The 25,551-nt window shown below is 39.6% G+C and carries 27 protein-coding genes; 25 read left to right on the forward strand and 2 right to left on the reverse strand.

Translation table 11 applies throughout. The annotated features are described in order from the left end of the window. Nucleotide 1 precedes the first annotated feature (1 nt). The 8 genes from QFZ87_RS06485 (at nucleotide 2) to QFZ87_RS06520 (ending at nucleotide 4,544) form a co-directional block, all read left to right on the forward strand. Entirely contained in the window at nucleotides 2-1,393 is a 1,392-nt protein-coding gene (locus tag QFZ87_RS06485) for a sensor histidine kinase (RefSeq protein ID WP_309859286.1), read from the forward strand. Continuing rightward, nucleotides 1,390-2,064 carry a response regulator transcription factor gene (locus QFZ87_RS06490; protein ID WP_309859288.1) on the forward strand — a complete coding sequence of 225 codons (675 nt, stop codon included), beginning with the start codon at nucleotides 1,390-1,392 and terminating at the stop codon, nucleotides 2,062-2,064. Before QFZ87_RS06485 ends, QFZ87_RS06490 begins: the two co-directional genes overlap by 4 nt. A gap of 9 nt (nucleotides 2,065-2,073) precedes the next feature. Continuing rightward, nucleotides 2,074-2,316, forward strand: a complete 243-nt coding sequence (locus QFZ87_RS06495) for a hypothetical protein (protein ID WP_309859292.1) — start codon at nucleotides 2,074-2,076, stop codon at nucleotides 2,314-2,316. 303 nt (nucleotides 2,317-2,619) lie between these two features. Then, nucleotides 2,620-2,871 (forward strand): SHOCT domain-containing protein, encoded by a 252-nt coding sequence (locus QFZ87_RS06500; protein WP_309859294.1) that lies wholly within the window; start codon nucleotides 2,620-2,622, stop codon nucleotides 2,869-2,871. Nucleotides 2,872-2,890: 19 nt separating this feature from the next. Next, nucleotides 2,891-3,247, forward strand: coding sequence for a hypothetical protein (locus QFZ87_RS06505; RefSeq protein ID WP_309859297.1), 357 nt, complete (start codon nucleotides 2,891-2,893; stop codon nucleotides 3,245-3,247). A gap of 74 nt (nucleotides 3,248-3,321) precedes the next feature. After that, complete coding sequence (locus QFZ87_RS06510; protein WP_309859299.1) at nucleotides 3,322-3,510, forward strand: SHOCT domain-containing protein; 189 nt, start codon at nucleotides 3,322-3,324, stop codon at nucleotides 3,508-3,510. Nucleotides 3,511-3,601: 91 nt separating this feature from the next. Then, entirely contained in the window at nucleotides 3,602-3,703 is a 102-nt protein-coding gene (locus QFZ87_RS24930) for a prolipoprotein diacylglyceryl transferase family protein (protein ID WP_396133953.1), read from the forward strand. Nucleotides 3,704-4,022: 319 nt separating this feature from the next. Then, on the forward strand, nucleotides 4,023-4,544 hold the full coding sequence (locus QFZ87_RS06520; RefSeq protein WP_309859302.1) for a DoxX family protein: 522 nt from the start codon (nucleotides 4,023-4,025) through the stop codon (nucleotides 4,542-4,544). A 111-nt stretch (nucleotides 4,545-4,655) separates the two neighbouring features. On the opposite strand, the gene QFZ87_RS06525 is transcribed toward QFZ87_RS06520, so the two are convergent. Together QFZ87_RS06525 and QFZ87_RS06530 are read right to left on the reverse strand one after the other, a co-directional pair. Further along, a complete protein-coding gene (locus QFZ87_RS06525) occupies nucleotides 4,656-6,275 on the reverse strand; it encodes a multicopper oxidase family protein (protein ID WP_309859304.1) in 1,620 nt (539 codons plus the stop codon). A 172-nt stretch (nucleotides 6,276-6,447) separates the two neighbouring features. After that, entirely contained in the window at nucleotides 6,448-7,686 is a 1,239-nt protein-coding gene (locus QFZ87_RS06530) for a hypothetical protein (RefSeq protein WP_309859306.1), read from the reverse strand. Between the two features lie 269 nt (nucleotides 7,687-7,955). Here QFZ87_RS06530 and QFZ87_RS06535 point away from each other — a divergent pair, with 269 nt between their 5' ends. From QFZ87_RS06535 to ppaX, 17 genes are all read left to right on the forward strand, one after another. Next, entirely contained in the window at nucleotides 7,956-8,357 is a 402-nt protein-coding gene (locus tag QFZ87_RS06535; protein WP_309859309.1) for a DsrE/DsrF/DrsH-like family protein, read from the forward strand. Nucleotides 8,358-8,414: 57 nt separating this feature from the next. After that, nucleotides 8,415-8,654 (forward strand): sulfurtransferase TusA family protein, encoded by a 240-nt coding sequence (locus QFZ87_RS06540; RefSeq protein ID WP_309859314.1) that lies wholly within the window; start codon nucleotides 8,415-8,417, stop codon nucleotides 8,652-8,654. A 28-nt stretch (nucleotides 8,655-8,682) separates the two neighbouring features. After that, complete coding sequence (locus QFZ87_RS06545) at nucleotides 8,683-9,822, forward strand: NAD(P)/FAD-dependent oxidoreductase (protein ID WP_309859315.1); 1,140 nt, start codon at nucleotides 8,683-8,685, stop codon at nucleotides 9,820-9,822. A 16-nt stretch (nucleotides 9,823-9,838) separates the two neighbouring features. Beyond that, entirely contained in the window at nucleotides 9,839-10,396 is a 558-nt protein-coding gene (locus QFZ87_RS06550; RefSeq protein WP_309859318.1) for a DUF1641 domain-containing protein, read from the forward strand. A gap of 185 nt (nucleotides 10,397-10,581) precedes the next feature. Then, entirely contained in the window at nucleotides 10,582-12,498 is a 1,917-nt protein-coding gene (locus QFZ87_RS06555; protein WP_309859321.1) for a hypothetical protein, read from the forward strand. A gap of 238 nt (nucleotides 12,499-12,736) precedes the next feature. Continuing rightward, nucleotides 12,737-13,021 (forward strand): YhdT family protein, encoded by a 285-nt coding sequence (locus tag QFZ87_RS06560; RefSeq protein WP_309859324.1) that lies wholly within the window; start codon nucleotides 12,737-12,739, stop codon nucleotides 13,019-13,021. Further along, nucleotides 13,018-14,469, forward strand: coding sequence for a sodium/pantothenate symporter (gene panF, locus QFZ87_RS06565; RefSeq protein ID WP_309859326.1), 1,452 nt, complete (start codon nucleotides 13,018-13,020; stop codon nucleotides 14,467-14,469). Before QFZ87_RS06560 ends, panF begins: the two co-directional genes overlap by 4 nt. A gap of 88 nt (nucleotides 14,470-14,557) precedes the next feature. Beyond that, the gene (locus tag QFZ87_RS06570) at nucleotides 14,558-14,797 is read left to right on the forward strand and encodes a DUF2198 family protein (protein WP_308082521.1); all 240 of its coding nucleotides are present in this window, start codon (nucleotides 14,558-14,560) and stop codon (nucleotides 14,795-14,797) included. Between the two features lie 225 nt (nucleotides 14,798-15,022). Next, nucleotides 15,023-17,002, forward strand: coding sequence for an excinuclease ABC subunit UvrB (gene uvrB, locus QFZ87_RS06575; protein ID WP_309859334.1), 1,980 nt, complete (start codon nucleotides 15,023-15,025; stop codon nucleotides 17,000-17,002). A 7-nt stretch (nucleotides 17,003-17,009) separates the two neighbouring features. Continuing rightward, entirely contained in the window at nucleotides 17,010-19,883 is a 2,874-nt protein-coding gene (uvrA, locus tag QFZ87_RS06580) for an excinuclease ABC subunit UvrA (RefSeq protein WP_309859337.1), read from the forward strand. A 291-nt stretch (nucleotides 19,884-20,174) separates the two neighbouring features. Next, a complete protein-coding gene (locus QFZ87_RS06585) occupies nucleotides 20,175-20,489 on the forward strand; it encodes a magnetosome magnetite crystal formation protein family (RefSeq protein WP_309859340.1) in 315 nt (104 codons plus the stop codon). A 39-nt stretch (nucleotides 20,490-20,528) separates the two neighbouring features. After that, a complete protein-coding gene (locus tag QFZ87_RS06590) occupies nucleotides 20,529-21,638 on the forward strand; it encodes a DUF4097 family beta strand repeat-containing protein (protein WP_309859341.1) in 1,110 nt (369 codons plus the stop codon). A 17-nt stretch (nucleotides 21,639-21,655) separates the two neighbouring features. After that, nucleotides 21,656-22,024, forward strand: coding sequence for a phage holin family protein (locus QFZ87_RS06595; RefSeq protein ID WP_309859343.1), 369 nt, complete (start codon nucleotides 21,656-21,658; stop codon nucleotides 22,022-22,024). Between the two features lie 132 nt (nucleotides 22,025-22,156). After that, nucleotides 22,157-23,092 carry an HPr(Ser) kinase/phosphatase gene (gene hprK / locus QFZ87_RS06600; RefSeq protein WP_308082529.1) on the forward strand — a complete coding sequence of 312 codons (936 nt, stop codon included), beginning with the start codon at nucleotides 22,157-22,159 and terminating at the stop codon, nucleotides 23,090-23,092. Between the two features lie 20 nt (nucleotides 23,093-23,112). Next, the gene (lgt, locus tag QFZ87_RS06605; protein WP_309859345.1) at nucleotides 23,113-23,928 is read left to right on the forward strand and encodes a prolipoprotein diacylglyceryl transferase; all 816 of its coding nucleotides are present in this window, start codon (nucleotides 23,113-23,115) and stop codon (nucleotides 23,926-23,928) included. A 37-nt stretch (nucleotides 23,929-23,965) separates the two neighbouring features. After that, nucleotides 23,966-24,910 carry a nucleoside recognition domain-containing protein gene (locus QFZ87_RS06610; protein WP_309859347.1) on the forward strand — a complete coding sequence of 315 codons (945 nt, stop codon included), beginning with the start codon at nucleotides 23,966-23,968 and terminating at the stop codon, nucleotides 24,908-24,910. Further along, nucleotides 24,903-25,547 carry a pyrophosphatase PpaX gene (gene ppaX / locus QFZ87_RS06615; protein WP_309859348.1) on the forward strand — a complete coding sequence of 215 codons (645 nt, stop codon included), beginning with the start codon at nucleotides 24,903-24,905 and terminating at the stop codon, nucleotides 25,545-25,547. The genes QFZ87_RS06610 and ppaX overlap by 8 nt, the downstream gene beginning before the upstream one ends. Nucleotides 25,548-25,551: the final 4 nt, after the last annotated feature.

The raw sequence follows: 25,551 nt of genomic DNA on the forward strand, positions 1-25,551 counted from the left end.
GGTGAGAAAGAAAATTAAGTTTAATAGTATATCTTTCAAGTTAGGTCTGTTATTTAGTGGAGTATTTATCATTTTACTGCTCATTTTAGGCACTATTTTATATGGAGTTTTTACAAATCTGTTTGTTGACTATATCAAACAAGATTTGTTAGCAAGAGGAAATAATCATGCTGAAATCCTCGAAGATCGATTAGATGAAACAACAATAAGTCACGTAGTTGCAATGGAGAATAGTGTAGTAACGAATGTGGTAATTGTTGATTCTAATGGAAAAGTGATAGGTTCATCTGTAACTCCTGATATAGACATGAAACAGCACCTTCTTTCAGAAAGAAGTAACAAGCCAAGGTATGTAGAAGTGGATTGGAAAGAACACAAATATATTATAACCGTCTCACCTGTTGGGAATGGTAGAGCTTTTGTTTATATGTACTATCCGTCCTATATTCTACGAGATATTGTCTATGTGATGAATATGTTAATTATAGTAGCAAGTCTCGGGATGATTTTATTGGCTTTAGGATTTATTGGGCTCCTCTCGCGAAGAATTGTAAAACCCCTTCTTACGATGAAAGAGGCAACCAATAATATGGCATTAGGAAAATACAAACAAGTCATACCAGTGAAAGGGAGCGATGAAATCTCCGAGTTGGGAAACTCCATACAAATTTTAGGAGAACAGCTTCAATATTATGAAGAAAGTAGGAATGAGTTTTTAGCAGCTGTTTCGCACGAACTTCGAACCCCTTTAACATATATTAAGGGATACAGTGATATCTTATCTAAAGGAATAATAAAGGATCGTCATGAACAAGCCGAGTACTTAAAAATTATTAATAAAGAAACCAATAGGATCTCTTTTTTGGTTAATGATTTATTGGAGATGAGTAAGCTACAGGTCGGTAAATTTGAATTAGAAAAAGAATGCGTATATATCAATCCTAGTATTGAGAAAGTTATTTCAAGTCTTAAACCTGCAGCTAGTAATAAAGGGTTAAACTTAAATAAAAATCTTCAAATAGAAACTGATAAAGTCAATATTGATATCCAAAGAATGGAACAGGTTTTTTATAATCTTATAGAAAATGCAATAAAATACACACTCAAGGGAGACGTTACTGTTCGTTCTTATTCTAAAAAGGGCTTTACCATAATTGAAATAGAGGATACTGGCATAGGGATTCCTGAGGAGGATTTACCGAAAATCTGGGATCAATTTTACCGAGTGGACCAGTCTAGAACAAGAAAAACAGGTGGGACAGGGCTGGGTTTATATGTAGTGAAAAATATTATCGAATCACATGATGGTCAAATCAGAGTTAACAGCAAAGAAAATGAAGGGTCAACTTTTACCATATTTTTAAAACATAATAAATGGGAGAAAGAAAAATGAAAAAAATATTAATTGTTGATGATGAGTTTGAAATGAGACTATTGTTAAAGCTTTATTTACAACAAGAAAGCTATCTTGTAGAGGATGCAGAGGATGGTAGGCAAGCATACGAGAAAATTCTAAAAGACGATTATGATTTAATTATCCTCGATGTAATGATGCCGCTAATGGACGGTTGGGAAACGCTCAAACAAATTAGGACGATATCTGAAGTTCCGGTGATTATGCTAACTGCAAAGGGATCTGTTCAAGATAAAGTAACGGGTTTAACCATAGGGGCTGATGATTATTTAGTTAAACCATTTGAGGAAGCTGAATTAATGGCTAGGGTTAAGGCGTTATTACGTAGAGCTCAACACAATGATTTAAGTGAGGAAATCCTAAAATATAAAGGACTAATCTTGAATGTATCTGCTCGTGAATTAACCTATCAAGGAGGCGGCATTAATTTAACCCAAACAGAATTTGATCTATTAAAGGTTCTAGTAGAACATAAGGGGAAGGCTTTTTCTAGAGAACAGCTTGTAGAGTTAATTTGGGGAATGGAATTTATGGGAGAGGATCGGACCGTTGACTCCCATATTAAAAATTTGAGAGAAAAATTAAAGGCAGCTGGGATTGATCGATCATTAATAAAGACCGTCTGGGGTATAGGGTACAAAGTGGAATAGGGTGAGAATATGAAACGAATATTACCAATCTTGTTGTCATTCTTAATTATCATTGGAATTTCATTTTTAATTATTGTTTTAAGAATGATTTGGTTTCCCCCAGATTCAATGGGGATGATGATGGGGAGAAACATGATGTATCATCATATGTTTTTTATGTTTAATCAAACAATTGGGATCTTTATGATTATCATAGGATTGCTTTTATTAGTGTGGCTAATTAAAAGTATTAAAAAGAAATGGAAGAAATAATGGTGAATTTTTGGGATTTCAAATAGTTTTATTTGAAAAAGGCTGATAGGGATGAAGTATCTCTATCAGCCTTTTTCTGCTTACTATTGAAAACACTCCTTAAATCTGCATAACTTCACGTTGTATTAATTTTTATTTGAACTCTCCATACTTTCTTCATGTATTCCTCTTATCTTATAGATATAGCCATTAATCATAGTGGTATTTTGAAAAGGGGGGATTTCGTTAGGGAATATTTAGTTCCATACTTTCTTCACAATATAGCGGTATTTTTAAATTGTAATAAAAAAGGAGGAGTTTTTGATGATGGGTCAAGGATATGGCATCGGATATGGAATGATGGGAGGTGGCTCAATGATGATGATATTGTTTTTCGTTTTGATAGGCTTCTTGTTTTACTTAGTTATGAACAGGCATGCTCCTGTTCAGAAGGATACAAGTCTAGGGCTACAACCAGCTGTTCATTCAGAAGCATTGAAAATTGCAAAATCAAGGCTTGCTAGTGGGGAGATTACAGTAGAAGAATTTGAGCAAATCAAAAAAAATCTTTTATAAACCATAGGAGGAAACGAAAATGAAAAAGACGATCATAACAGGAGCATTAGCAGCAGCACTTATTGTAGGTGGAGGAACAGGAGTCTATAAAGCCTTTGCACAAGGGAATCAACCGAACCCAGCAGCCTATATGCAGCAACAAGGGATCAACATGGAGCAGATGACAAATTCCATGAAATCAGGAACAATTGAAGACATGCAGAAGTTTATGGAAGAGGGAAATGTAAACTTTGGTCAGATGAAACCATATATGAAACAAATGCACCCAGATCTAACGGACCAACAATTAGAGGAATTCTATAAGGGAATGCATGGCACTGGGGGCTCTTCAAACAGTGCAAATTTCCAAGGAATGATGGGGAATGAAAATCTGTAAAAGGTTTAGTTTAAATAAACGAGTGAGAGCCGGTTTGCCGGCTCTCACTAACTAAAATTTTGGAGGAATTAACCATGTTATTACTACTTCTTTTAGGTATCGGATTTTACTTATACAAAACAGGAGAATTACAAAATATCTCTCAAAAGTTTCAAGGAAATGAAAATTCCGGTGTTGATGAAGCAAGGCGTGTTATTGATATGAGATATGCGGCTGGACAAATTACTGCCGAAGAATACAGCAAAATTAAAAATCTATTATAAGATGCATCGGAGGTAAAAACCATGATGAATGGAGCATATGGTGCCGTCGAAGAGTTCCAATCTATTCTCAAAAACATTCAATAAAAAGGGTATGAATATTCCATTCCTTAAGAGAGTAGAATTATTCCTCTCCTACTTAATTTCGTACTCTATAGGTAGATTTTTTGTAGAGGGAATAAGAAATGACAGTTGAATGCTTACAGATTCACTAGGATCGCCCAGATTGTTTCGATGGTCCTGATTGGTATAGCGATTTTATTAATCTGGTTAAGAAGGTCAAAGGGCCTTGCCCGATACTATTATACTGAAACGGGCATAAATAAATAAATAACAAAGAAGAGGCTGACTAGTTCCCCTAATCAGCCCATTTCTTATAAATAAAAAATGTAACTTTCATTAATTTGTCACAATAGGATCAAGGTATTATCAAATTCTTCCACACTTTCTCCATATTTTGACGCTATATTGTAAGTGTAATTATTATATTCAATGGAGAAAGGAAGCGACCTTCAATGTTCGCAAAATGGTTAAGAGAAAGTAAAATCTCTGCAGGAATCTTAGTTGTCTTTCGGTTGTATCTTGGTTACACATTTTTAACAGCAGGTTTTCATAAGTTAACTGGTGGGTTTGATGCATCAGGGTTCTTAAAGGGGGCAATTGCTAATCCGGTGAAAGGTCCTGAAGGAAATATATTGTACAGTTGGTATGTTTCTTTCTTAAATGGAGTGGCGTTACCGAATGTTGATATTTTTAACACGATTGTTCCAGTTGGAGAGTTTTTAATAGGATTAGGATTAATTCTTGGTACTTTAACTACCGCAGCTGCTTTCTTTGCCTTGGTAATGAATTTTTCCTTCATGTTTGCAGGTACTGTGTCTTCCAATCCGCAAGATATTTTCTTAGGAGGAATTATTTTATTCAGTGGGTTCAATGCAGGAAGATACGGATTAGATCAGTGGATTATTCCTTATATTCGTAAGGCGATATTTAAACAAAATGTTACTATAAAAGATCATAAATCTACTTCAGTTTGAGATATGAAAAATAAAAAGGAAGCGATCGCTTCCTTTTTATCATATCAAGAAATATTCGATTTCGAGAATTGTCCAGCTCCAGCGTCTAGCCCCTTGCGCTTTTCTTATTTACTATTCAGGTTTATTACCTGCATTTGGATCGGCCTTGAAAGAAGGAGTAAATCCATCATATTTCAATTCTGTCACCATACCAGCTGATGCATGGTGTAAATCGTGGCAATGGAACATCCAATCTCCAGGATTATCTGCTTTAAAGGCAACTTCATATTCATCCCCAGGTTTTAAATTCAACGTATCCTTTAAGATTGGTGACCCTGATAGTGGCTTACCATTTTTACTTAATACTTGAAAGGTGTGACCATGTAAATGCATAGGATGGTCTGCATTTTTAGATGAATTTTTCAACGTAACTTTTACCAAGTCACCTTTTTTTACATTAATGTTTTCTGTTTCAGGAAAGGCCTTTCCATTAATTGTATAAACCATTCCTTTATTGTTCATTTCTGTATTTAAATCCATCGTATATTCAACATTATATTTTTGATTAATAGAAAAGCTAGCTTTACTGTTTTCTCCATATTTTGTTGCGTCAAAGATTGGTAAAGAGTCCTTATAGTTCCTTTTATCCGTAGTTTTGTTGGTTTCATCATATTGAATTCGTGTAACCATGGATTTGGTTGCTGTTTGATCGGAATCATGAGATTCTAAATACCAGTCACCTGGAGTGTTTGCTGTAAACTCAATATCATATCTTTCACCAGGCGCTACACTTATTAGCTCATTATTTACAACAGAAGGATTGTTGACAGGATTACCATCAGTTGAGATTACTTTAAAATCATGTCCATGTAAATGAAGCTTATGAGAAATGTAACCAGCATTGATCAAGCGAATTCGGACTTTATCACCCTTGCTTACTTTTAATGGCTCAATTGAACTACCAGCTTTGCCATTGATGGTATACAAGTCATACATGCTCATATCATCACCCATATTCATACCACCCATGTCCATACCGCTCATATCATGGCTTGATGAATTATTTTTGTCGCTATCCTCATTCATATCCATTCCAGACATTCCATCCATTTCATCCATCGTTTCTCCCGATGAAATCCAATCGTCTAGAACTAATGTGTAGTCTTTATCTACCTTTTCTTCAACGTTACCCTCTACTATAAATGCACCATATAACCCTTTATCTAATTGGTTTACACCATTTTGGTGGGAGTGATACCAATAGGTTCCAGGGACAGTGGCTGTAAACTGATAAGTAAATGTTTTACCTGGTTGAACAGCATTTTGAGTAACACCAGGAATTCCATCTTGGCTGTTAGGGACAGGTAATCCATGCCAGTGAATGGTTACTGGTTCCGGCAACTCATTTTTTAAATTTATAGTAATTTGTTCATCTTGCTTAACTCTAATGAAGGAACCGGGAACAGAACCATTAAAGGTCCAAACAGTAAACTTATGTTTTGAATCAAATTGGTTTACTGCTTCTTTTGCTGTTAAGTTAATCGTATTTCCGGTTAACTCCTTGATAGCGGTTGTTAACGGTAAATTCGCATCATCTTTACTTTCTGAATTGTTCGTGGATGAGGAGTTCTCGGTTTTCCCCATATCCATGTTGGACATGTCGTGGCCACTCATTGAACTATTTGAATTTGAGCAGGCTGAGATAACAAAAAGAATTAGGGTTAAATTAAATAACATAAATATTTTTTTCATAGTGAATACCTCCTAAAAGAAAGTATAAAAAAAAAGTTTGCAGATAGTTTGCAGATAGTTTGCAGAATGTATTAATTTTTAAAGAAGATTACAAAAAAAGGCTGACCAGTGTTAGTCAGTCTTTATTGCATCATTGAATATAGTAGTGGCAGATCTTCGGCATTTTTAACATTTATACCGTTTTTGATATTTTATTTAGTATGGATGCATCATTACCAAATTTACACATGGCATCACAGTCGCAACGCAAATCATGAAATAATAGATATAAGATAGATTGAGAATCAAGTGAACGAATGGAAGGCCTGAGCAATTGGGCTTTAATTTCCTTTTCTCTTTTTTCTGGTGCAACCAGGTAAAATTGACACCGTTCTCCTTCAATGGATAGTGATAAATCTGATAATCGTAATATTCCTGAATATATTGAAGTACTTTTTTCCACTTCAAAGCCAGCAATGACATTTTCGTTTTGATCAAGCCAAAGGACATCTATTAATGAAATTGTATCGGCAACAGAGGGTGGGAAGTTGAAAATATTTAAATTTTGAATTGAAAGTTCTCCCAGTTTTTGTCCAGCCCATTCTCTTTTATGGTCATTACGTGCAATCCAGACTTTATAGCCAAGTGAATTACCTAGGCGAGCAAGATGATATTGCATTTCAGAATGGCTATTTTCTTCGACCTCATCTTTTTTTACTTCTTTACTTCGGCGTAGTTTTGCTTTTTCACTCTTTTCATATTCTTTATTAATGTAATCAATTGCATTATCTTCCACAATCATACGATTACTTCCAATTTCATATAACAATCCAGCAAGAGCTCCCAAATCTTTCGATAGGTCGTTCCGGTTGTCTTCATTTTCATGGAGCATCCTTTCTCGCATAGTTAGGTATGCATCCCATGAGCCTAATTTTAATTTTTCGTGGAATAGCACATTAAACCCATTAACAATTGCAGTATTGAAAGGTGGAAACTGCATTGGATGTAAAAAATATAAAATATTCGCAACCGCAGGTCCAAGACCTTTTATTTTTAATCCATCTAACCTTTGTATTTCTTCTACAACTTTCTCTGCCTTAGTTGTTTCCAGGCATGCTTTTAAGAATCGTCCAAATGCTTTCTTGTTTTGACTATTTTCATAAATATCTGGGATTCTTAATTTTGGTTTCCAGTAAAAAGCATGGGCTGCACCTTCAAATATCTGTTTTTGTTCGGAAATAGCTGAAATGACAAATTCGAGGCTTGATCCTTTGAAGTCGTTACCAAAAGAATCTCCTTCAATTTCCTTTATTACCTTTAATAACCCTTTACGTATTGTTCTAAAGGCTTTTAATCGATCATTACTATGTAAAAACCAAATATGATATACAGATTCTTGATCATTTTTATACGATTCTATTAATGACTTCATGGTAGTTAATTCTCTCCTATCACTATCATTTTATGTTATGGATATACCTATTATATCCCCGGAAGGATTGGGAGGATATGACAAAGTTCATCTTTAGTACCAATTGATCAGTAGGAACTACATTGTCAAGTATTATGTCTGGCAATTCCCCATTTGTAAAAAAATGCTCAAAACTTGCACAAGGAATCGACACAGACATACATATACCCGTACAGGTATAATAAACTAGTAGATAAGATAAATCAGAAATAAACAAGGAGGAATTTTAAATGTCTCAACAAGCTCCATCACTAGCGGTAATTTTAGTTTCAGAGGATTTAGAAAAACTGCATGCAGGTTCATTAGTGGGTTCTGTTGCTTCCATGTCAGGAATGCAGGTGAATGTTTTTGTCACGATGAATGCCTTAAAACCATTTTTAAAATCAAGCTTTGAGAAAGAAGATTTCATGGCCGGTACAGTAGGAAAAGAATTGCTTGCAAAAAAGGTTCCATTATTCGATAGTTTGTTAGCAAATGGTAAAGAAGTCGGTGACCTTCATATATATGGCTGCGCAATGGCTATGGATGTTATGGGTTGGGAGAAAGAAGATATGATCGATGTATTTGATGATATCATCGGGGTTACAGCTTTCCTTGGAATGGCTCAAAATGCTCAATTAGTAACCATGTAATCAGCAGACTGAAATTTGTAGGCTGCAAAAATCAACATAGAAAAGGAGAAATGCCAAATGGCTGAAATACAAGTAACGAAATCAATCGATGCAAGAGGATCTTTTTGCCCAGGGCCTTTAATGGAGTTAATCAAAGGAATCAAAAAAGGAACCATTGGCGATATCATTGAAGTGATTTCTAACGACAAAGGCTCTCGTGTGGACATCCCTGAATGGGTTCATAAAATGGGTCACGAAATTGCCAATGAAGTAGTAGAAGGCGACGATTACCGTATTGCTGTCCGCAAATTAAAATAAATTTGTCTAAACAGAAAGAGGGTTCACCATGAAAAAACGTGTGGTAGTAATAGGCGGAGGTAGTGGCGGGATGATGGTAGCGAACCGTTTAGCTCGCCAGCTTGGTGATAAAGTTAGAAATGGTGAGGTAGAAATTACCCTCATTAGTAATACAGAAAAGCATATCTATCAACCAGGGTATATGTTTATTGCCTTTAATGAAAAGGCACCAGAGCATTTTATTCGTAAACAAGAGACGTTAGCCCATCGCAATGTTCAAATTGTCTATGATGAAGTGACAAAAATTGATCCTGAAAATCAAAAGATTGTTTCAGCTAAATATCAATATCTTTATGATTATTTAGTCATAGCAACTGGTTCTCATCCTGATTTTGATAGTGTCCCAGGCTTAAAGGATGGATCGCAAAATTTTTATACACTTGATGGAGCAATTAAACTAAGAGATACACTTGCACAAATGGAAGAAGGAAAAATTCTTATTACGGTAGATGTGCCGCATAAATGTCCAGCTGCTCCTCTAGAAATGGCACTAATGCTTGATGACTATTTTAGGAAACGTGGAAATAGGGATAAGATTGAGATTAAATATACGTATCCAATTGGTCGAATTCATTCTTTGCAGCCTGTCGCAGACTGGGCATGCCCAACATTTGAAAAGCGAAATATTTTATCAGAAACCTTCTTTAACCTTGAAGAGGTGGATCCAAAAAGAAAGGTTGCCATTACGATGGATGGAACAGAACACCCATATGATTTACTTCTTTCCATTCCAGCCCATACCGGAGCAAAAGTCATCCTTGATTCGAAGTTAGGGGATGAAAGTGGGTTTATTCCAACTGACCGCTATACATTAAAAATGATTGGATCAGATAATATTTATGTCATTGGTGATGCTACAAATCTTCCAATCAGTAAGGCGGGTTCAACAGCGCATTATCAGTCTGAAGTAATGGTTACGAATATTGCAAATAGAATTAATGGGCTGCCAGAAACGGCGCGGTATAATGGAAAAGTGGCGTGTTTTTTAGAAAACAGTTTAGAGGATGCCAGCATGATTACGTTTGACTATCAGAATCCGCCAAGCCCTGCAGCTACTTCTGATTTACTTCACTGGTTCAAATCAGTCTATAATGAGCTTTATTGGTTAAATGCACGAGGAATCTTATAGGGAGGGTATGATTTGTATGGGAACAGTCGTAGAGTATACACCTGATCAGACCATGACAAAAATGAAGGATTTTACTAATGCAGCCCTCCAAGCAGTAACGAGCGAAATGGTGACAGAAACGGCTTCCAAACTTGTAAAAATGGTTGAATTTGCTGATGATGTGATACAGCCAGAAACTCTTGAACTATTAAAAGTTTTACCAGATGTCAGCAAGAGTTTGGAGCACGCCCTACTAGAGGTTAAAAAGCTAGAGGAGAACGGTACACTAAACACGCTGTTCCAAATGGTCTCCATGATTCAAAGTATGAAATCCGCTCTTACCGGACCAATGGTCTCAGACATGATGGAAAAGGCAGTAAAGGGTGTAGAAATCGCAGACGAAATGCTGCAAAAAGGTTCATTAGATTTAGTAGCTGGAATGGTAACAGCCTTTCAGGAGGCGAAGAATGAAAGACAAGAGAAAGAACCAATGTCCTTGTTCCAGTTAATTCGTTCCTTATCAGCAAAGGAAACACGCGAAGGAATGAGTTTACTGCTAACCTTTGTACAAAAATTACCTAAACAGATTCTGTAAAACTATTTTTTCTCTCTTTTAAAATAGATACCATAAAGGAAAACGCCAGTGATCGTACTGGCGTTTTTGTTTTAAAACACACCACTTTAATTTATGGATAAATCCATAAATTTGGTAATGGTAAATTGGAAATTAGCATGATATGATGGTCTAAATATATGTATCTAGTAGGGGGAATGTTGTTTTTGAAAGCGTTTATACGGTCCTTGATTATTCTTGTTCTATTATTTTCTAGCGTGGGTTCATTTCTCACCGGAAAGCCAGTTCAGGCTGAGGGGGTAAGTGGTCCTATTAGTCTGCCATTTAAACCGAATGACACGGCTATTGATCCAAATAAACCAGTGCTTTATGCAACAAAACTGGGTAGTAAGATGCTATATGCAGTTAATTTTTCAACAGGTGAAATCAAGACTCTTAATCTACCATATCCGGCTGAGAGATTAGATTTTAACAATAATAAGCTTTATGTGACTCAGCATAAAATGAGTCATGATACTTATAATTTTGGTCCATATACTGGCGCAATTGCAGAAGTGGATCCTGACAGCTTTACGCTAAGCAATCTATTGGATATCGAACAAGATCCGTATGATATTGCTGTAGACAATAATGGATATATTTATATTGCTCCGGGATCAGGGCAATGGGATGATTTAAAAGTATATTCCATGAAGGATAAAAAAGAGGTTGTGCAAACGGTACAATACCCAGGTACATCCATGTATGAAAGAACAAATATCTTTTATAATGCGGAAACATCAAAGATTTACGGCATTACAACTTCACTGAACCCGAGAGATACTGAAGCTTTTGAAGTGGTAAATGGCATGATTCAAAATCACTATGATTCACCCTATCACGGCGATTATCCGTTAGATCCATTTGCAAAAATTACGCCAGATGGCGCGAGTATGTACAATAATAGTGGTGTTGTGTTTGAACTTGCTACGTACCGGTCAGGGGATATGAGTTATTCCTTCCAATTAGGAAGAAAATATAGTGATTATGAGTTTAGCTTGCAGGATAAACTAACGTTTGCTGCTAGAGTTGATGGCGGAATCGATGTGTATCAATATAATTCAAATAAGTATTTATACACGATTAGGAAAGATCTTACGGTTCAAAAGCTTCATTTTCAGAATGGGCAATTGATTGCTGTCACTACCGACAGTGATGGAAAGTACTCTATGGTTAGTATCGATGCAAAAACAGAGGGGACTGTAGATGCACCGCCGAGCACTCCTGGTACACCAACAGATCCGGGGACGCCGACAGACCCAGGAACTCCGACAGACCCAGGAACTCCGACAGACCCTGGTACACCCGGACCTGCGTCACCAGTAGGATGGCTCGAGGCTGCGACTCTTATTTGGAACGATGATATTGAAGATTTTGATTTTCATGATAACTTTTATGATGGTGTTAAAAATGTGCCACTAGATAGTTTGTTAGGTTTCCATTTTGATCTGAATGTTGAGCTTGCTGATGAATCCCTAATAACAATAAAAGGACCAGAAGGTTATGTTGAAACATACAATGAGACATATGATGATACCTTAATTGTTATACCAGATATGCTGACAGGCAGTACAACCTACACATTAACGATTAAAAAAGAGGCGTTAACAGGCCCTCAAGGCCAATATTTAGCTAATGACATTGTTATCAAGTTCAAAACAGCTTCCAATTGGGAGCAGAATGATGGAAAATGGTATTACTATGATCCGGCTATTGGTGATTATGTGGCAGGCTGGAAACAGGTTTCGGGAATCTGGTACTACTTCAATGCTGATGGCGAAATGCAAACGGGCTGGCAAAAGGTTAAAAATGTTTGGTATTTCTTTGCAAACAGTGGTGCGATGAAGACTGGCTGGTTAAAGCAAGGAACAACTTGGTACTACCTTAACGGCAACGGCGCGATGAAAACAGGCTGGTTGAAACAAGGAAGTACTTGGTACTACTTGGCGGGCAGCGGTGCAATGAAAACGGGGTGGGTTCTAGTCGGCAAAAGCTGGTACTACTTTTACAGCAGCGGTGCCATGGCGTTTAACACCAAAATCGGAGGCTACAAGCTAGGACCAACTGGTGCAATGATTAAATAGATTAAAAGAAAAATCATTTGAAATGAGTCTTCTAGTGACCCATGTTCAAATGGTTTTTTCTATTTAGTCGACTAGTGCCTGTGAAAGCTGGAAAAATGAAAGAACAGTCACTAGTGGAGTCCACTAAGGGCACCAAGCAATCATGGCCAATCACTTTTTACTTTATTTATCCACTATGTTTGGTAAAATGTTCAATATTAGTGAAACATAATATGAAAATATCAGAGGGGGAGTACTGTTGAAAAAGACAGTCAATCCAGAGGACAAGCGTTTTAAGATCGCACATAGAGAAGCATTGATAGGTGTCATCCTTGTTATCATTAATTTCATTTGGTGGTATGGCTTTGGCTATGGCCTTGGCTCAGGTAACGTCAACAACTACTCATACATATTTGGACTGCCAGCATGGTTCTTTTACAGCTGTATTGTTGGCTTTATTGTAATGGTCATACTGGTCATTTTGACCATCAAGTTTTTATTCAAAGATGTACCCTTTGAAGACGAAGAGGGGGAGACTAAATGAACTGGCCCGTTATCACACCGTTGATCATCTTCTTACTAATCATTTTTGCAATTGGTCTATGGTCGAACAAAATGGTGATTAAATCGAATTCATTTCTTGAGGAGTATTTTTTAGGGGAACGCCAAATGGGAGGCTTTATTCTCGCCATGACAATGGTTGCGACCTACGGGAGTGCCAGCAGCTTTATTGGAGGTCCAGGAATCGCCTATACCCAGGGGTTAGGTTGGGTCTTGTTAGCGATGGCTCAACTGGCAACCGGTTATTTTACCTTAATGGTACTAGGAAAGAAATTTGCTATTGTCGCTCGGCAGTATAAAGCTATCACATTAATAGACTTTCTGAAAGAACGGTATAAAAGCAAAACAGTCGTGTTACTTGCTGCAGCAAGTATTATTATTTTTCTTTTTTCCTCAATGACAGCCCAGTGGATTGGCGGGGCCCGACTGGTTGAAAGCTTAACAGGCCTTTCTTATACAACTGCACTCCTTATTTTTGCGTTTTCGGTCCTTGTATTCGTGATTGTTGGCGGATTCCGAGCGGTTGCGTTAACGGATACGGTTCAAGGCGTTGTGATGTTTATCGGGACATTAATTCTGCTGATTGCAACCATTAAGGCTGGTGGCGGAATCCCCAAAATTATTTCTGATTTAGCAGCAGAGAATCCAAACCTGATTAGCCCGTTTGGTGCGCAGCATAATCTGACTCCGGCTTATGTTTCATCTTTTTGGATTTTAGTAGGGGTCGGTGTAGTTGGATTACCACAAATTACGGTGCGTGCGATGTCTTATAAAAATTCTAAGGCCATGCACAGTGCAATTATAATTGGTACTATTGTAGTCGGCTTTATCATGCTTGGCATGCACCTGATTGGGGTGTTTGCACGTCCTGTTCTACCAAATGTAAAAATTGGTGATACCGTTATGCCATTGTTGTCGATGAAGGTCTTGCCACCGTATGTTGCCGGTATTGTCCTAGCAGCTCCTATGGCAGCAATCATGTCCACGGTAGATGCCTTATTAATTCTTGTAAGCTCTGCATTAGTAAAGGATGTTTATCTTAATTACATCAAGCCGCACGCAGAAGACAACCATGTAAAAAAAGTCAGCTTCAGTGTCACAGCGGTGATTGGGATTCTTGTCATCCTACTAGCTTTAAGTCCACCTGATTTAATTGTCTGGCTCAATTTATTCTCGTTTGGAGGTCTTGAATCTGTCTTTATTTGGCCTGTTGTTTTAGGGTTGTATTGGAGTAAGGGAAATAAGTATGGAGCGATAACATCTATGATTGTGGGAATGGGGTCTTATATATTATTAGACCGTTTTCATCCAAATGCATTTGGCCTTCATACAGTGGTTATGCCAATTTTACTTTCATTTCTTTGTTTTGTACTAGTAAGCTTGATGACAAGTCAAAAAGAAGCAGTTCTTCAAATGAAGCATGAATCATAAGGACAGATGAATTTAATATTTTTGTTGCAATTTTGTTCATAAATTTCTAGAATTAATTAACAGAAATTTATTGAATGAGGTGTACCCATTGGTAAATGTTATTGAATACTTGTCGGCACTTATTTTGCCAGGGTTACTAGTCCTGCTTTTTACACGGGTCACTTATAATCGACTAATCGGCCTAGTTCTAACGGTTGCTTTGATCGCTGCCTCTGTATATAAAGGTTATACGAATACCTTCGTGTTAATTGTCATTGATGCTTTCTCCTTGACTGCCGGTTTCTGGCTGGCGGCTAAAATGAAGCCAAGAGCAGTGAAGAAGACCTAGTAATCTAACATATCTACGTAGTCTGTCAGGAAACTGGCAGGCTTTTTATTATATTAAATGAAAAATCAAAAAAACGAATACTAGTTCGCATATTGTTGGTTTGTTTTTGGGGTATTGTGGTAGAATGTTAATATGAAATTTTAGAGGATACACTTTCCAGCACCATCCCGGTCAATAACTAGATTTTTAGCTGAAAAGTGATTTATTTGTACGGGAGGAAATCGTGTGAAAGACCAATTTGAATTAGTCTCAGCGTACTCTCCACAGGGGGATCAGCCGGAAGCCATCCGCCAGTTAGTCGAGGGGATTCGAAATAATAAGCGTCATCAAACACTCCTTGGGGCGACAGGAACAGGAAAGACGTTCACCGTTTCTAACGTGATTAAAGAGGTTAATAAACCAACCCTTGTCATTGCCCACAACAAAACATTGGCAGGACAGCTGTACAGCGAGTTCAAGGAATTTTTCCCGAACAACGCGGTAGAGTATTTTGTCAGCTACTATGATTACTATCAACCGGAAGCGTATGTGCCGCAAACCGATACCTTCATTGAAAAAGATGCTAGCATTAACGATGAAATTGATAAATTGCGCCACTCAGCCACTTCTGCTCTTTTTGAACGGAAAGATGTCATCATCATCGCCAGTGTCTCTTGTATCTATGGTCTCGGTTCTCCAGAAGAATATCGTGAGATGGTCCTTTCACTAAGAAGCGGTATGGAAATCGAGCGCAATCACCTGCTCCATCGCTTAGTCGATATTCAATATGAACGAAATGATATTGATTTTAAACGCGGTACCTTTCGGGTTCGTGGAGACGTGGTCGAGATTTTCCCCGTTTCACGTGATGAGCATTGTGTGCGCGTAGAATTTTTCGGTGATGAAATCGACCGGATTCGTGAAGTGGATGCGCTCACAGGTGAAATTATTGGTGAACGCGAGCATATCGCCATTTTTCCAGCCTCCCACTTCGTTACACGAGAAGAGAAAATGCGCGTTGCCATTCAGAATATAGAAAAAGAACTGGAGGAACGCCTTGAGGAGCTGCGAGCGGACAATAAGTTACTTGAAGCCCAGCGAATTGAACAGCGGACCCGTTATGATTTAGAAATGATGAGAGAAATGGGTTTTTGTTCAGGCATTGAAAATTATTCACGTCACCTTACCTTAAGGCCGGCAGGATCGACGCCGTATACACTGCTGGATTATTTTCCAGAAGATTTTCTACTGATTATCGATGAGTCCCATGTTACCCTGCCACAAATCAGGGGTATGTTTAATGGGGACAAAGCAAGGAAACAAGTCCTCGTGGACCATGGTTTCCGTCTGCCATCGGCTCTTGATAACCGGCCGTTAACGTTTGATGAATTTGATAAGCATGTTCACAACGCCATCTTTGTTTCGGCGACTCCTGGACCATATGAGCTGGAGCATACGCCTGACATGGTTCAGCAAATCATCCGCCCGACTGGACTATTAGATCCAACGATTGAGGTCCGACCGATTGAGGGACAAATTGATGATTTAATCGGTGAAATTCACGAGCGTGTGAAGAAAAACGAACGTGTCCTTGTCACGACTTTGACGAAGAAAATGTCAGAGGATTTAACCGATTATCTAAAAGAAATTGGAATTAAAGTTCAATATTTACACTCAGAAGTAAAAACGCTAGAACGGATTGAAATCATCCGCGAACTGCGAATGGGGAAATATGACGTTCTTATTGGAATCAACCTGCTCCGTGAAGGTCTGGATATTCCCGAAGTGTCACTCATAACCATACTTGATGCGGACAAAGAAGGCTTCCTCCGATCCGAGCGCTCCCTCATTCAGACGATTGGACGCGCAGCACGGAATGCCAATGGGCATGTCATTATGTACGCTGATCGCATGACGAATTCGATGGAGCTGGCGATTGGCGAAACAAGGCGGCGCCGTATCATCCAAGAAGAATATAACGAAAAGCATGGGATAACGCCAAAGACTATTCAAAAAGCAATCCGTGAAGTCATACGTGCGACACATGCGGCCGAGGAGCAAGAAGAGTACACACCAGCCGCATCCTTCAGCAAGATGAACAAGAAGGAAAGAGAAAAGCTGATTGCTACGATGGAACAAGAGATGAAGGTAGAAGCAAAGGCATTAAACTTCGAACGTGCTGCCGAGCTTCGTGACCTATTATTGGAACTTAAAGCGGAAGGATGACGTACACATGGCGATGGAGAAACTGGTTGTTAAAGGCGCCAGAGCCCACAATTTAAAAAATATTGATGTCACCATTCCGAGAGATAAGCTTGTAGTGTTGACGGGGCTTTCCGGTTCAGGGAAGTCCTCGCTCGCATTTGATACGATTTATGCAGAAGGGCAGCGCCGGTATGTAGAATCCCTGTCTGCCTATGCCCGGCAATTTTTAGGTCAGATGGATAAGCCTGATGTTGATGCAATTGAAGGTTTATCCCCTGCCATTTCTATCGATCAAAAAACAACAAGCCGGAACCCGCGCTCAACAGTCGGGACCGTGACAGAGATCTATGATTATTTACGATTATTATTTGCAAGGGTCGGACACCCAACCTGTCCGATTCATCATATCGAAATTTCCTCTCAAACGATTGAACAAATGGTCGATCGGATTCTCGAATATCCGGAACGAACAAAGATGCAAATCCTTGCACCCGTTGTTTCCGGAAGAAAAGGAACGCATGTAAAGGTCCTCGAGGATATTAAAAAGCAAGGCTTTGTTCGGGTTCGCGTGGACGGAGAAATGCTCGATCTCGGAGATGAAATCGAATTAGAAAAGAACAAAAAGCACTCGATTGAAGTGGTTGTCGATCGAATCGTGGTCAAGGAGGGCATTTCTGCTCGAATTGCTGATTCACTTGAAACGGCGTTAAAGCTCGGTGAAGGAAAAGTCATTGTCGATGTGATTGGCGAGGAAGAACTGTTATTTAGTGAAAATCATGCCTGTCCGCTTTGTGGTTTTTCCATCGGGGAGCTGGAGCCAAGGATGTTCTCCTTTAACAGCCCATTCGGTGCTTGCCCAGAATGTGATGGACTTGGTTCTAAGCTCGAAGTAGATGTGGACTTAGTCATCCCTAACAAAGATTTGACGTTAAAGCAGCATGCAATTGCTCCATGGGAGCCAACAAGCTCCCAGTATTACCCACAACTGCTTGAGGCAGTCTGTGATCACTTCGGGGTGGATATGAACATCCCCGTAAAGGATATCCCTGAGCATTTGTTAGAAAAAGTCCTATACGGTTCCGGCCGTGATAAAATCTATTTCCGCTATGAAAATGATTTTGGCCAAATCCGTGAAGGAAATATTGAATTTGAAGGGGTCATCCGGAACGTTGAACGTCGTTTCAAGGAGACAAGCTCTGATTATATCCGTGAACAAATGGAAAAATATATGGCTCAGCAGCCATGTCCAACCTGTAAAGGCTACCGGTTGAAAAAGGAAACTCTTGCTGTCCTAATTAATGGTCATCATATTGCTCAAGTAACCGACCTTTCGATTGAAGAAGCGCATCAATTTTTTTCTGAATTGAAGCTGACGGAAAAAGAGATGCAAATTGCGAAACTCATTTTCCGTGAAATCAGTGAACGCCTCGGCTTCCTAATCAACGTCGGTCTCGATTATTTAACGCTCAGCCGAACGGCTGGTACGCTTTCCGGTGGGGAGGCGCAGCGAATTCGCTTAGCGACGCAAATTGGTTCACGTTTAACGGGTGTATTATACATTCTAGATGAACCTTCGATTGGACTTCATCAACGTGATAATGACCGTTTAATTGGCACACTACAGCAGATGCGGGACATAGGTAATACCCTCATTGTTGTTGAGCATGATGAGGATACGATGATAGCCGCCGATTATCTAATTGATATCGGCCCAGGTGCTGGTGTGCATGGCGGTCAGGTGGTTTCGGCCGGTACACCGGAAGAAGTCATGGCGGACACGAATTCGTTAACAGGTCAGTATTTGTCGGGTAAGAAATTTATTCCTTTGCCATTAGAACGCCGGAAGCCAGATGGGCGTTATATCGAAATAAAAGGCGCATCTGAAAATAACTTGAAAAATGTCAATGTGAAAATTCCACTTGGCATGTTTATCGCTATTACTGGTGTATCAGGTTCCGGAAAAAGTACGCTAATTAATGAAATTCTCCATAAGTCACTGGCACAAAAGCTTCATCGTGCAAAAACAAAGCCTGGCGAGCACAAGAGCATCAAAGGAATAGATTATTTAGAAAAAGTAATTGATATTGACCAGTCGCCAATTGGTAGAACACCGCGCTCCAACCCGGCTACCTACACAGGTGTCTTCGACGACGTTCGTGATGTATTTGCCGCTACGAACGAAGCAAAGGTCCGTGGATATAAAAAAGGTCGCTTCAGCTTTAACGTGAAGGGCGGTCGCTGTGAGGCATGCCGCGGGGATGGGATTATTAAAATTGAGATGCACTTCTTACCTGATGTGTATGTTCCTTGCGAAGTGTGCCATGGCAAGCGTTATAACCGTGAGACGCTGGAAGTGAAGTATAAAGGGAAAAATATTTCCGATATTCTTGATATGACGGTCGAAGCAGCAGTTGAATTTTTCGAAAATATTCCAAAAATCAGTCGCAAGCTACAGACGATATTGGATGTCGGACTTGGATATATTACGCTTGGTCAGCCGGCAACCACGCTTTCCGGTGGGGAAGCCCAGCGAGTGAAGCTTGCTTCGGAGCTACACCGTCGCTCAACCGGTAAGTCGTTTTACATCCTAGATGAGCCGACAACGGGACTTCATGTGGATGACATTTCGCGTTTACTTGTTGTACTTCAGCGATTGGTTGAAAATGGTGATACCGTCCTTGTGATTGAGCACAATCTGGATGTCATTAAGGCTGCCGATTATCTGATTGATTTAGGACCTGAAGGCGGTGACAAGGGTGGAACCATTATTGCGTCAGGTACACCGGAAAAGGTAGCAGAAGTGCCGGAATCGTATACGGGCAAATACTTGAAACCAATCCTTGAGCGAGATCGTTTAAGAATGAAAAAACAAATAGAAGAAAAAAGTGCAGTAGAAGCTTGAAACTTGAAAAAGAGCTGAAACCAGTTGCTGGTTTCGGCTCTTTTTTTGGGGCTTAAACTGTGTTTGGCGGGATAACTGGGAAAGTTGGCGGAAATGTGCCCAAAGTTTGCGGAATAACTCCATTAATTGGCGGAATCCCAGCCGAAACCAGCGGAATCAATCCAAAAACCAGCGGAATCTCCCCTGCATCTCCTACTGAGGTTTTTTGAAAAAAATATCGAACGTTTCGATCAGATTTATAGAAACTTTTTTCCTTTCAATTCGTACATAGAGGGTGAGGTGATGTACGAAATGGAAACAAGAAAGGTTCTATCAAGCTTGTGTTATTTTAGTATCTTTTTTGCAGGATTTATTTTTCCGCTTGTGGTGTATTTTGCTAGCGGTGATCAAGGCACAAAAGCGCATGCTAAAAAATCGTTATTCTCCCACTTAATCCCGCTCATTCTTATGCCGTTTGTTGTGATTGCAGTCCTGAATGATTCCGTAAACATCCAGAATGAGATTCCTACTTTTACAATCATTAGCATAGTCGCTTTTGCCCTTACCGGAATCGCTGTCACGATTTGGAACATTGTAAAAGGCGTAAAGGTATTACTTGCTGAATAAGCTTTAAGAGGGAAAAATTATGAGGCTGAGGTGGAAACCATGAAAGAGGAAAGAATCCGAATTTTAAAAATGGTGGAAGAAGGCAAGCTTAAGGTGGAGGAAGCTTTAACGTTGCTTGAGGAACTAGAAAAAGCGCAGCAGTCGATGGAGCAGAAGCAGGAGCAAATGGTGAATGAACTGTCGAATGCTGTTCAATTTGAGGAGGCCCAAAAGGAAGAAGCGTTTCAGGCGAAGTATCAATCCACAAAGGATAAAATTTTTGACTTTGTTGATTCCGCTTTGAAAAAACTCAAGGACTTTGATTTTGATTTGAACTTTGGCCAATCTGTCGATATTTCTCATATTTTTCAGCATGGGGATGCCACCATGAAGGATGTAGATATTGATGTGGCTAATGGCACCGTCAAAATCGCTGCTTGGGATCAACCTGATGTACGAATTGAGTGTCAGGCTAAAGTGTATCGTGTGGAAAACCAAGACCAGGCACGTCAAAACTTCCTTCGTGATGTACACTTTTCAATCGAGAATGAGAAATTACGTTTCACGACCCAGCAAAAATGGATGAAGGTCGATGCACTCATTTTTGTACCAAAGGCTCAATATGATCGAATCCGGATTAGGATGTTTAATGGTACGGTAGTAGGAGAAGAGTTGAATGTGGGTGACCTTCGCGTAAAGACCGCCAATGGAAAAATAACGCTGAATCAGTTGAACGGAAAGAAAGCGGAATTGGAGACAGCCCATGGGAAAATTAAGGTTAACCGCAGTGTGTTCGATGAAATTGAAGCAGAAACCATACATGGAGCAATCATGGTAGAGGGCGATTTTAAGAAGGTCGAAACGCAATCCTTTAACGGTAATATAAGCTATAACGTACGAGGAAATCGTTCCGAATGGATTCAAGCAAAAGCGATCACGGGTGGCATAGAGGTCTTTATTCCAGAGGGAAGCCCTGTTAATGGTGAGTTAAAAACAAACTTAGGTGGGTTTCATGTGAACCTCGTTGGCGTTCAGGTGCTCGAAGAAAAAACGGAAATGATTCAAAAATCACTTCGCTTTCAATCGGTCAATCATCCTGATAAAATGATGAGAATCTATGCAGATACAAAAACAGGTTCCATTACGATTCACAAATCACTTGAAGAATAAGTAGGAGATTTTACATTATGAGATGGCTGATAGGATGTTTAATTAATGCAGTTTTGTTCATGGCACTTGCTGGCTATTTTCATGAAAGCTTTCAATTGACAGGATTTTGGGCCGCCATTCAAGCGAGCATTTTATTATCCATCTTAAATGTTCTGGTGCGACCGCTTTTAATTTTATTTACATTACCTGTAACCATCTTATCGATGGGGCTTTTCTTGTTTGTGATCAATGCCATCACACTTGAATTAACAGATTATCTAATGGGTGAAGCATTTGAGATTCAAGGCTTCGGTATGGCACTATTCTTTGCCGTTATGATGTCTCTAGTAAATATTATCATTCATAAAACCATCTTAGATCCATCTAGGAAATCGAAGGATAAATGAGGGTGCAACTTTGCACCCTTTTTTTATTTGGTTCTTTTTCAAAAAATGCTAAAATAGGAGGTAATGAAATTTTTTGTATTATTTGTGAACTGTCGTTCATGAATAATACCATTCAATGAAGGAGGAAGCTACTTGCCAAAAGTACGCACGATAGACATAGTAAAGAAATTTCAGCTTGAATTGGTCAGTGGTGAAGAGGGCATTAACCGTCCCATTACTACGAGTGATATATCGCGTCCAGGTATTGAAATTGCTGGATATTTTGAATTTTATCCAGCGGAACGCATACAACTTTTAGGAAAAACGGAGCTATCCTTTTTCGAAGAGCTTTCCGAGAGTGAACGAGTGTCAAGAATGGAGCGGTTATGTACGGATATCACTCCAGCTATTATCGTCACTAGAGATATTGAAGTTCCTGTGGAATTAATTGAAGCCTCTGAACGGGAATCGGTGCCTGTCTTACGGACAAGCATGAAAACGACCCGCTTCTCCAGCCGCTTAACGAACTTTTTAGAAAGTAAGCTGGCTCCAACAACAGCCGTCCACGGTGTGTTAGTGGATGTGTATGGAATTGGAGTATTAATTACCGGTAAAAGTGGCGTGGGTAAAAGTGAAACTGCGCTAGAGCTAGTCAAGCGCGGCCATCGCCTTGTTGCCGATGATTGCGTGGAAATTCGCCAAGAGGACCAGGATACATTAGTAGGTACATCGCCAGAGTTAATTGAACACTTATTAGAAATCCGCGGCTTAGGGATTATTAATGTTATGACTCTATTCGGTGCCGGTGCCGTTCGAAGTAACAAGCGAATTACACTCATCATGAATTTAGAGATTTGGGATGCGAAAAAACAGTATGACCGCCTTGGATTAGATGAAGAGAAAATGAAGATTATTGATACTGAAGTGACAAAGATGACCGTCCCTGTCCGCCCAGGAAGAAACTTAGCTGTTATCATCGAAGTAGCAGCGATGAACTTCCGACTAAAAAGAATGGGTGTGAACGCAGCGCAGCAATTTACAGATCGCTTATCAGATGTGATTGAAGACGGAGAACACGAAGATATTTAAAGGGTAAAGGAGAGAGAGAGATGAACGAAACGATTCAACCGCTAAATCCGATTGCCTTTTCACTAGGACCAATCGATGTGCATTGGTATGGAATTATTATCGGATCCGGTCTGGCACTGGCGTTATTCCTTGCAATTAGAGAAGGGGATCGCCGAGGATTGCCGAAGGATACATTTGCAGATTTGATGCTTTGGGCGATTCCGATTGCGATTATATCAGCCCGCATTTATTATGTTATTTTTGAATGGAAGTATTATATTAAACATCCGATTGAAGCACCGCAGATTTGGAATGGTGGAATTGCTATTCACGGTGCATTGATAGGAGCGGTTATCACTACGTATGTGTTTTCAAAAAAGCGTGGAATCTCCTTCTGGAAGATTGCAGATATCGCCGCACCAAGTATAATTCTTGGACAGGCAATTGGCCGTTGGGGTAACTTTATGAATCAGGAAGCACATGGCCGTGAAGTAACAAGGACCTTCCTTGAAAATCTGCATTTACCGGACTTTATTATTAATCAGATGTATATCGACGGAACGTACTATCACCCAACCTTCTTATACGAATCCATTTGGGATTTTGTCGGCTTTATCTTATTAATTTTACTTCGTCGCGTGAATTTCCGCCGTGGAGAGCTCTTCCTTTCCTATGTCATTTGGTATTCCATTGGGCGCTTTTTCGTGGAGGGAATGCGAACAGACAGCTTGATGCTTGGAAGTCTCCGAATGGCGCAAACGATTTCGATTGCTCTTGTGGTTGGAGCATTGGCTATTTTAATTTATCGCCGAACGAAGAAACTTTCAGAGGCGCATTATTTAGATCAAGCTAATTAGAATATAGAGACTTGATCGAAAAAGGAGTATAGGGGAAATGCTATTAAGCTCATTAAAAAAGGGGCTGCTGGTTGGCTTAAAGACAACATGGACCTTAGGGAAAATTATTTTCCCCGTTACCTTGATTGTGGCAGTGCTGCAGTATACACCTGTACTGCCATGGATCATAAAATTGATTTCCCCAATCATGAAGCTCATCGGTTTGTCTGGGGATGCAGCCATTCCGCTTGTTCTAGGGAACTTTCTCAACCTATATGCGGCAATTGGCGCCATACTCACGCTAGATTTTTCAGTGAAAGAAGTGTTTATTTTAGCCGTGATGCTATCTTTTTCACATAATTTATTCATCGAATCTGGTGTGGCCATGAAAGCAGGGGTAAAGCTGTGGGTGGTTCTTGTAACGAGACCAGGACTCGCTCTTCTTTCTGCAGCGGTCATTAATCTTGTCTGGCATGGGGGCAAAGAAAAGGCTCAGTATGGTTTAATTGAGTCGAGTACCGTACCCGCGGATGGAGTAACAGGGATCATATTGGAGGCCGTTCAAAAAGCAGGACTAGGTATTTTACAATTAGCGATGATTGTCATTCCGCTTATGGTAGTCATTCAGATTTTAAAAGATTTACAGTGGCTAAATCGCTTTTCGAAAACAATGGCTCCAGTCACGAGAACGCTGGGTATGAAGGAAAATACGTCGACCACGATGGCGGCCGGTCTATTATTCGGTTTAGCCTATGGGGCAGGCGTGATGATCCAGGCGGTAAAAGAGGATGGAGTCAGCAAGAAGGATATTACACTGGCCTTTATTTTTCTCATGGCCTGCCATGCCGTTGTGGAGGATACATTAATCTTTGTTCCGCTCGGCATTCCAGTATGGCCATTATTCTTAATAAGGCTGGGTGTGGCCATTGTGTTAACATTAATTGTTGGAACTATATGGACACGCTCGGGATTAGTGAAAAGAAAGGAAGCTACCTATGACTAACAAAATTACAACCGTTCTTTTTGATTTAGATGGGACACTAATTGATACGAATGAATTAATTATCACCACTTATTTGCATACCCTTGAAAAATATTATCCAAGCAAGTACCAGAGAGAAGATGTTCTGCCGTTCCTCGGACCTACACTGCATGAGGTGTTTGGCAATATGGACCCTGACCGGGTGGAAGAAATGGTCTCAGAATACCGTGCCTTTAATATTGCCAATCATGATGAACTTGTAAAGGAATTCGTTGGTGTAAAGGAAACGGTTCAAACGTTGAAGGATCGTGGGTATAAGATGGGGATTGTTACTACTAAACGTCATGATGTGACACTAAAAGGGCTGCGGTTGATGGAGCTAGAAGACTACTTTGAAGTGATTGTGGCCTATGATCATGTAGAAAAAGTGAAGCCTGACCCAGAACCAATTTTCAAGGCTCTTGAACAGTTGGGCTCGACGCCTGAAGAATCAATCATGGTAGGGGATAATTTCCACGATATTTTGGCTGGGAAAAATGCGGGAACGGCAACTGCAGGTGTGTCATGGTCCATTAAAGGTAGAGAATACGTGGAGAAGTATGAACCAGATTATATGCTAGAGAACATGAAGGATTTATTAACGATTCTCGGAGAGTGAGAAA

Source organism: Bacillus sp. SLBN-46 (assembly GCF_031453555.1).
Lineage (GTDB): Bacteria > Bacillota > Bacilli > Bacillales > Cytobacillaceae > Neobacillus.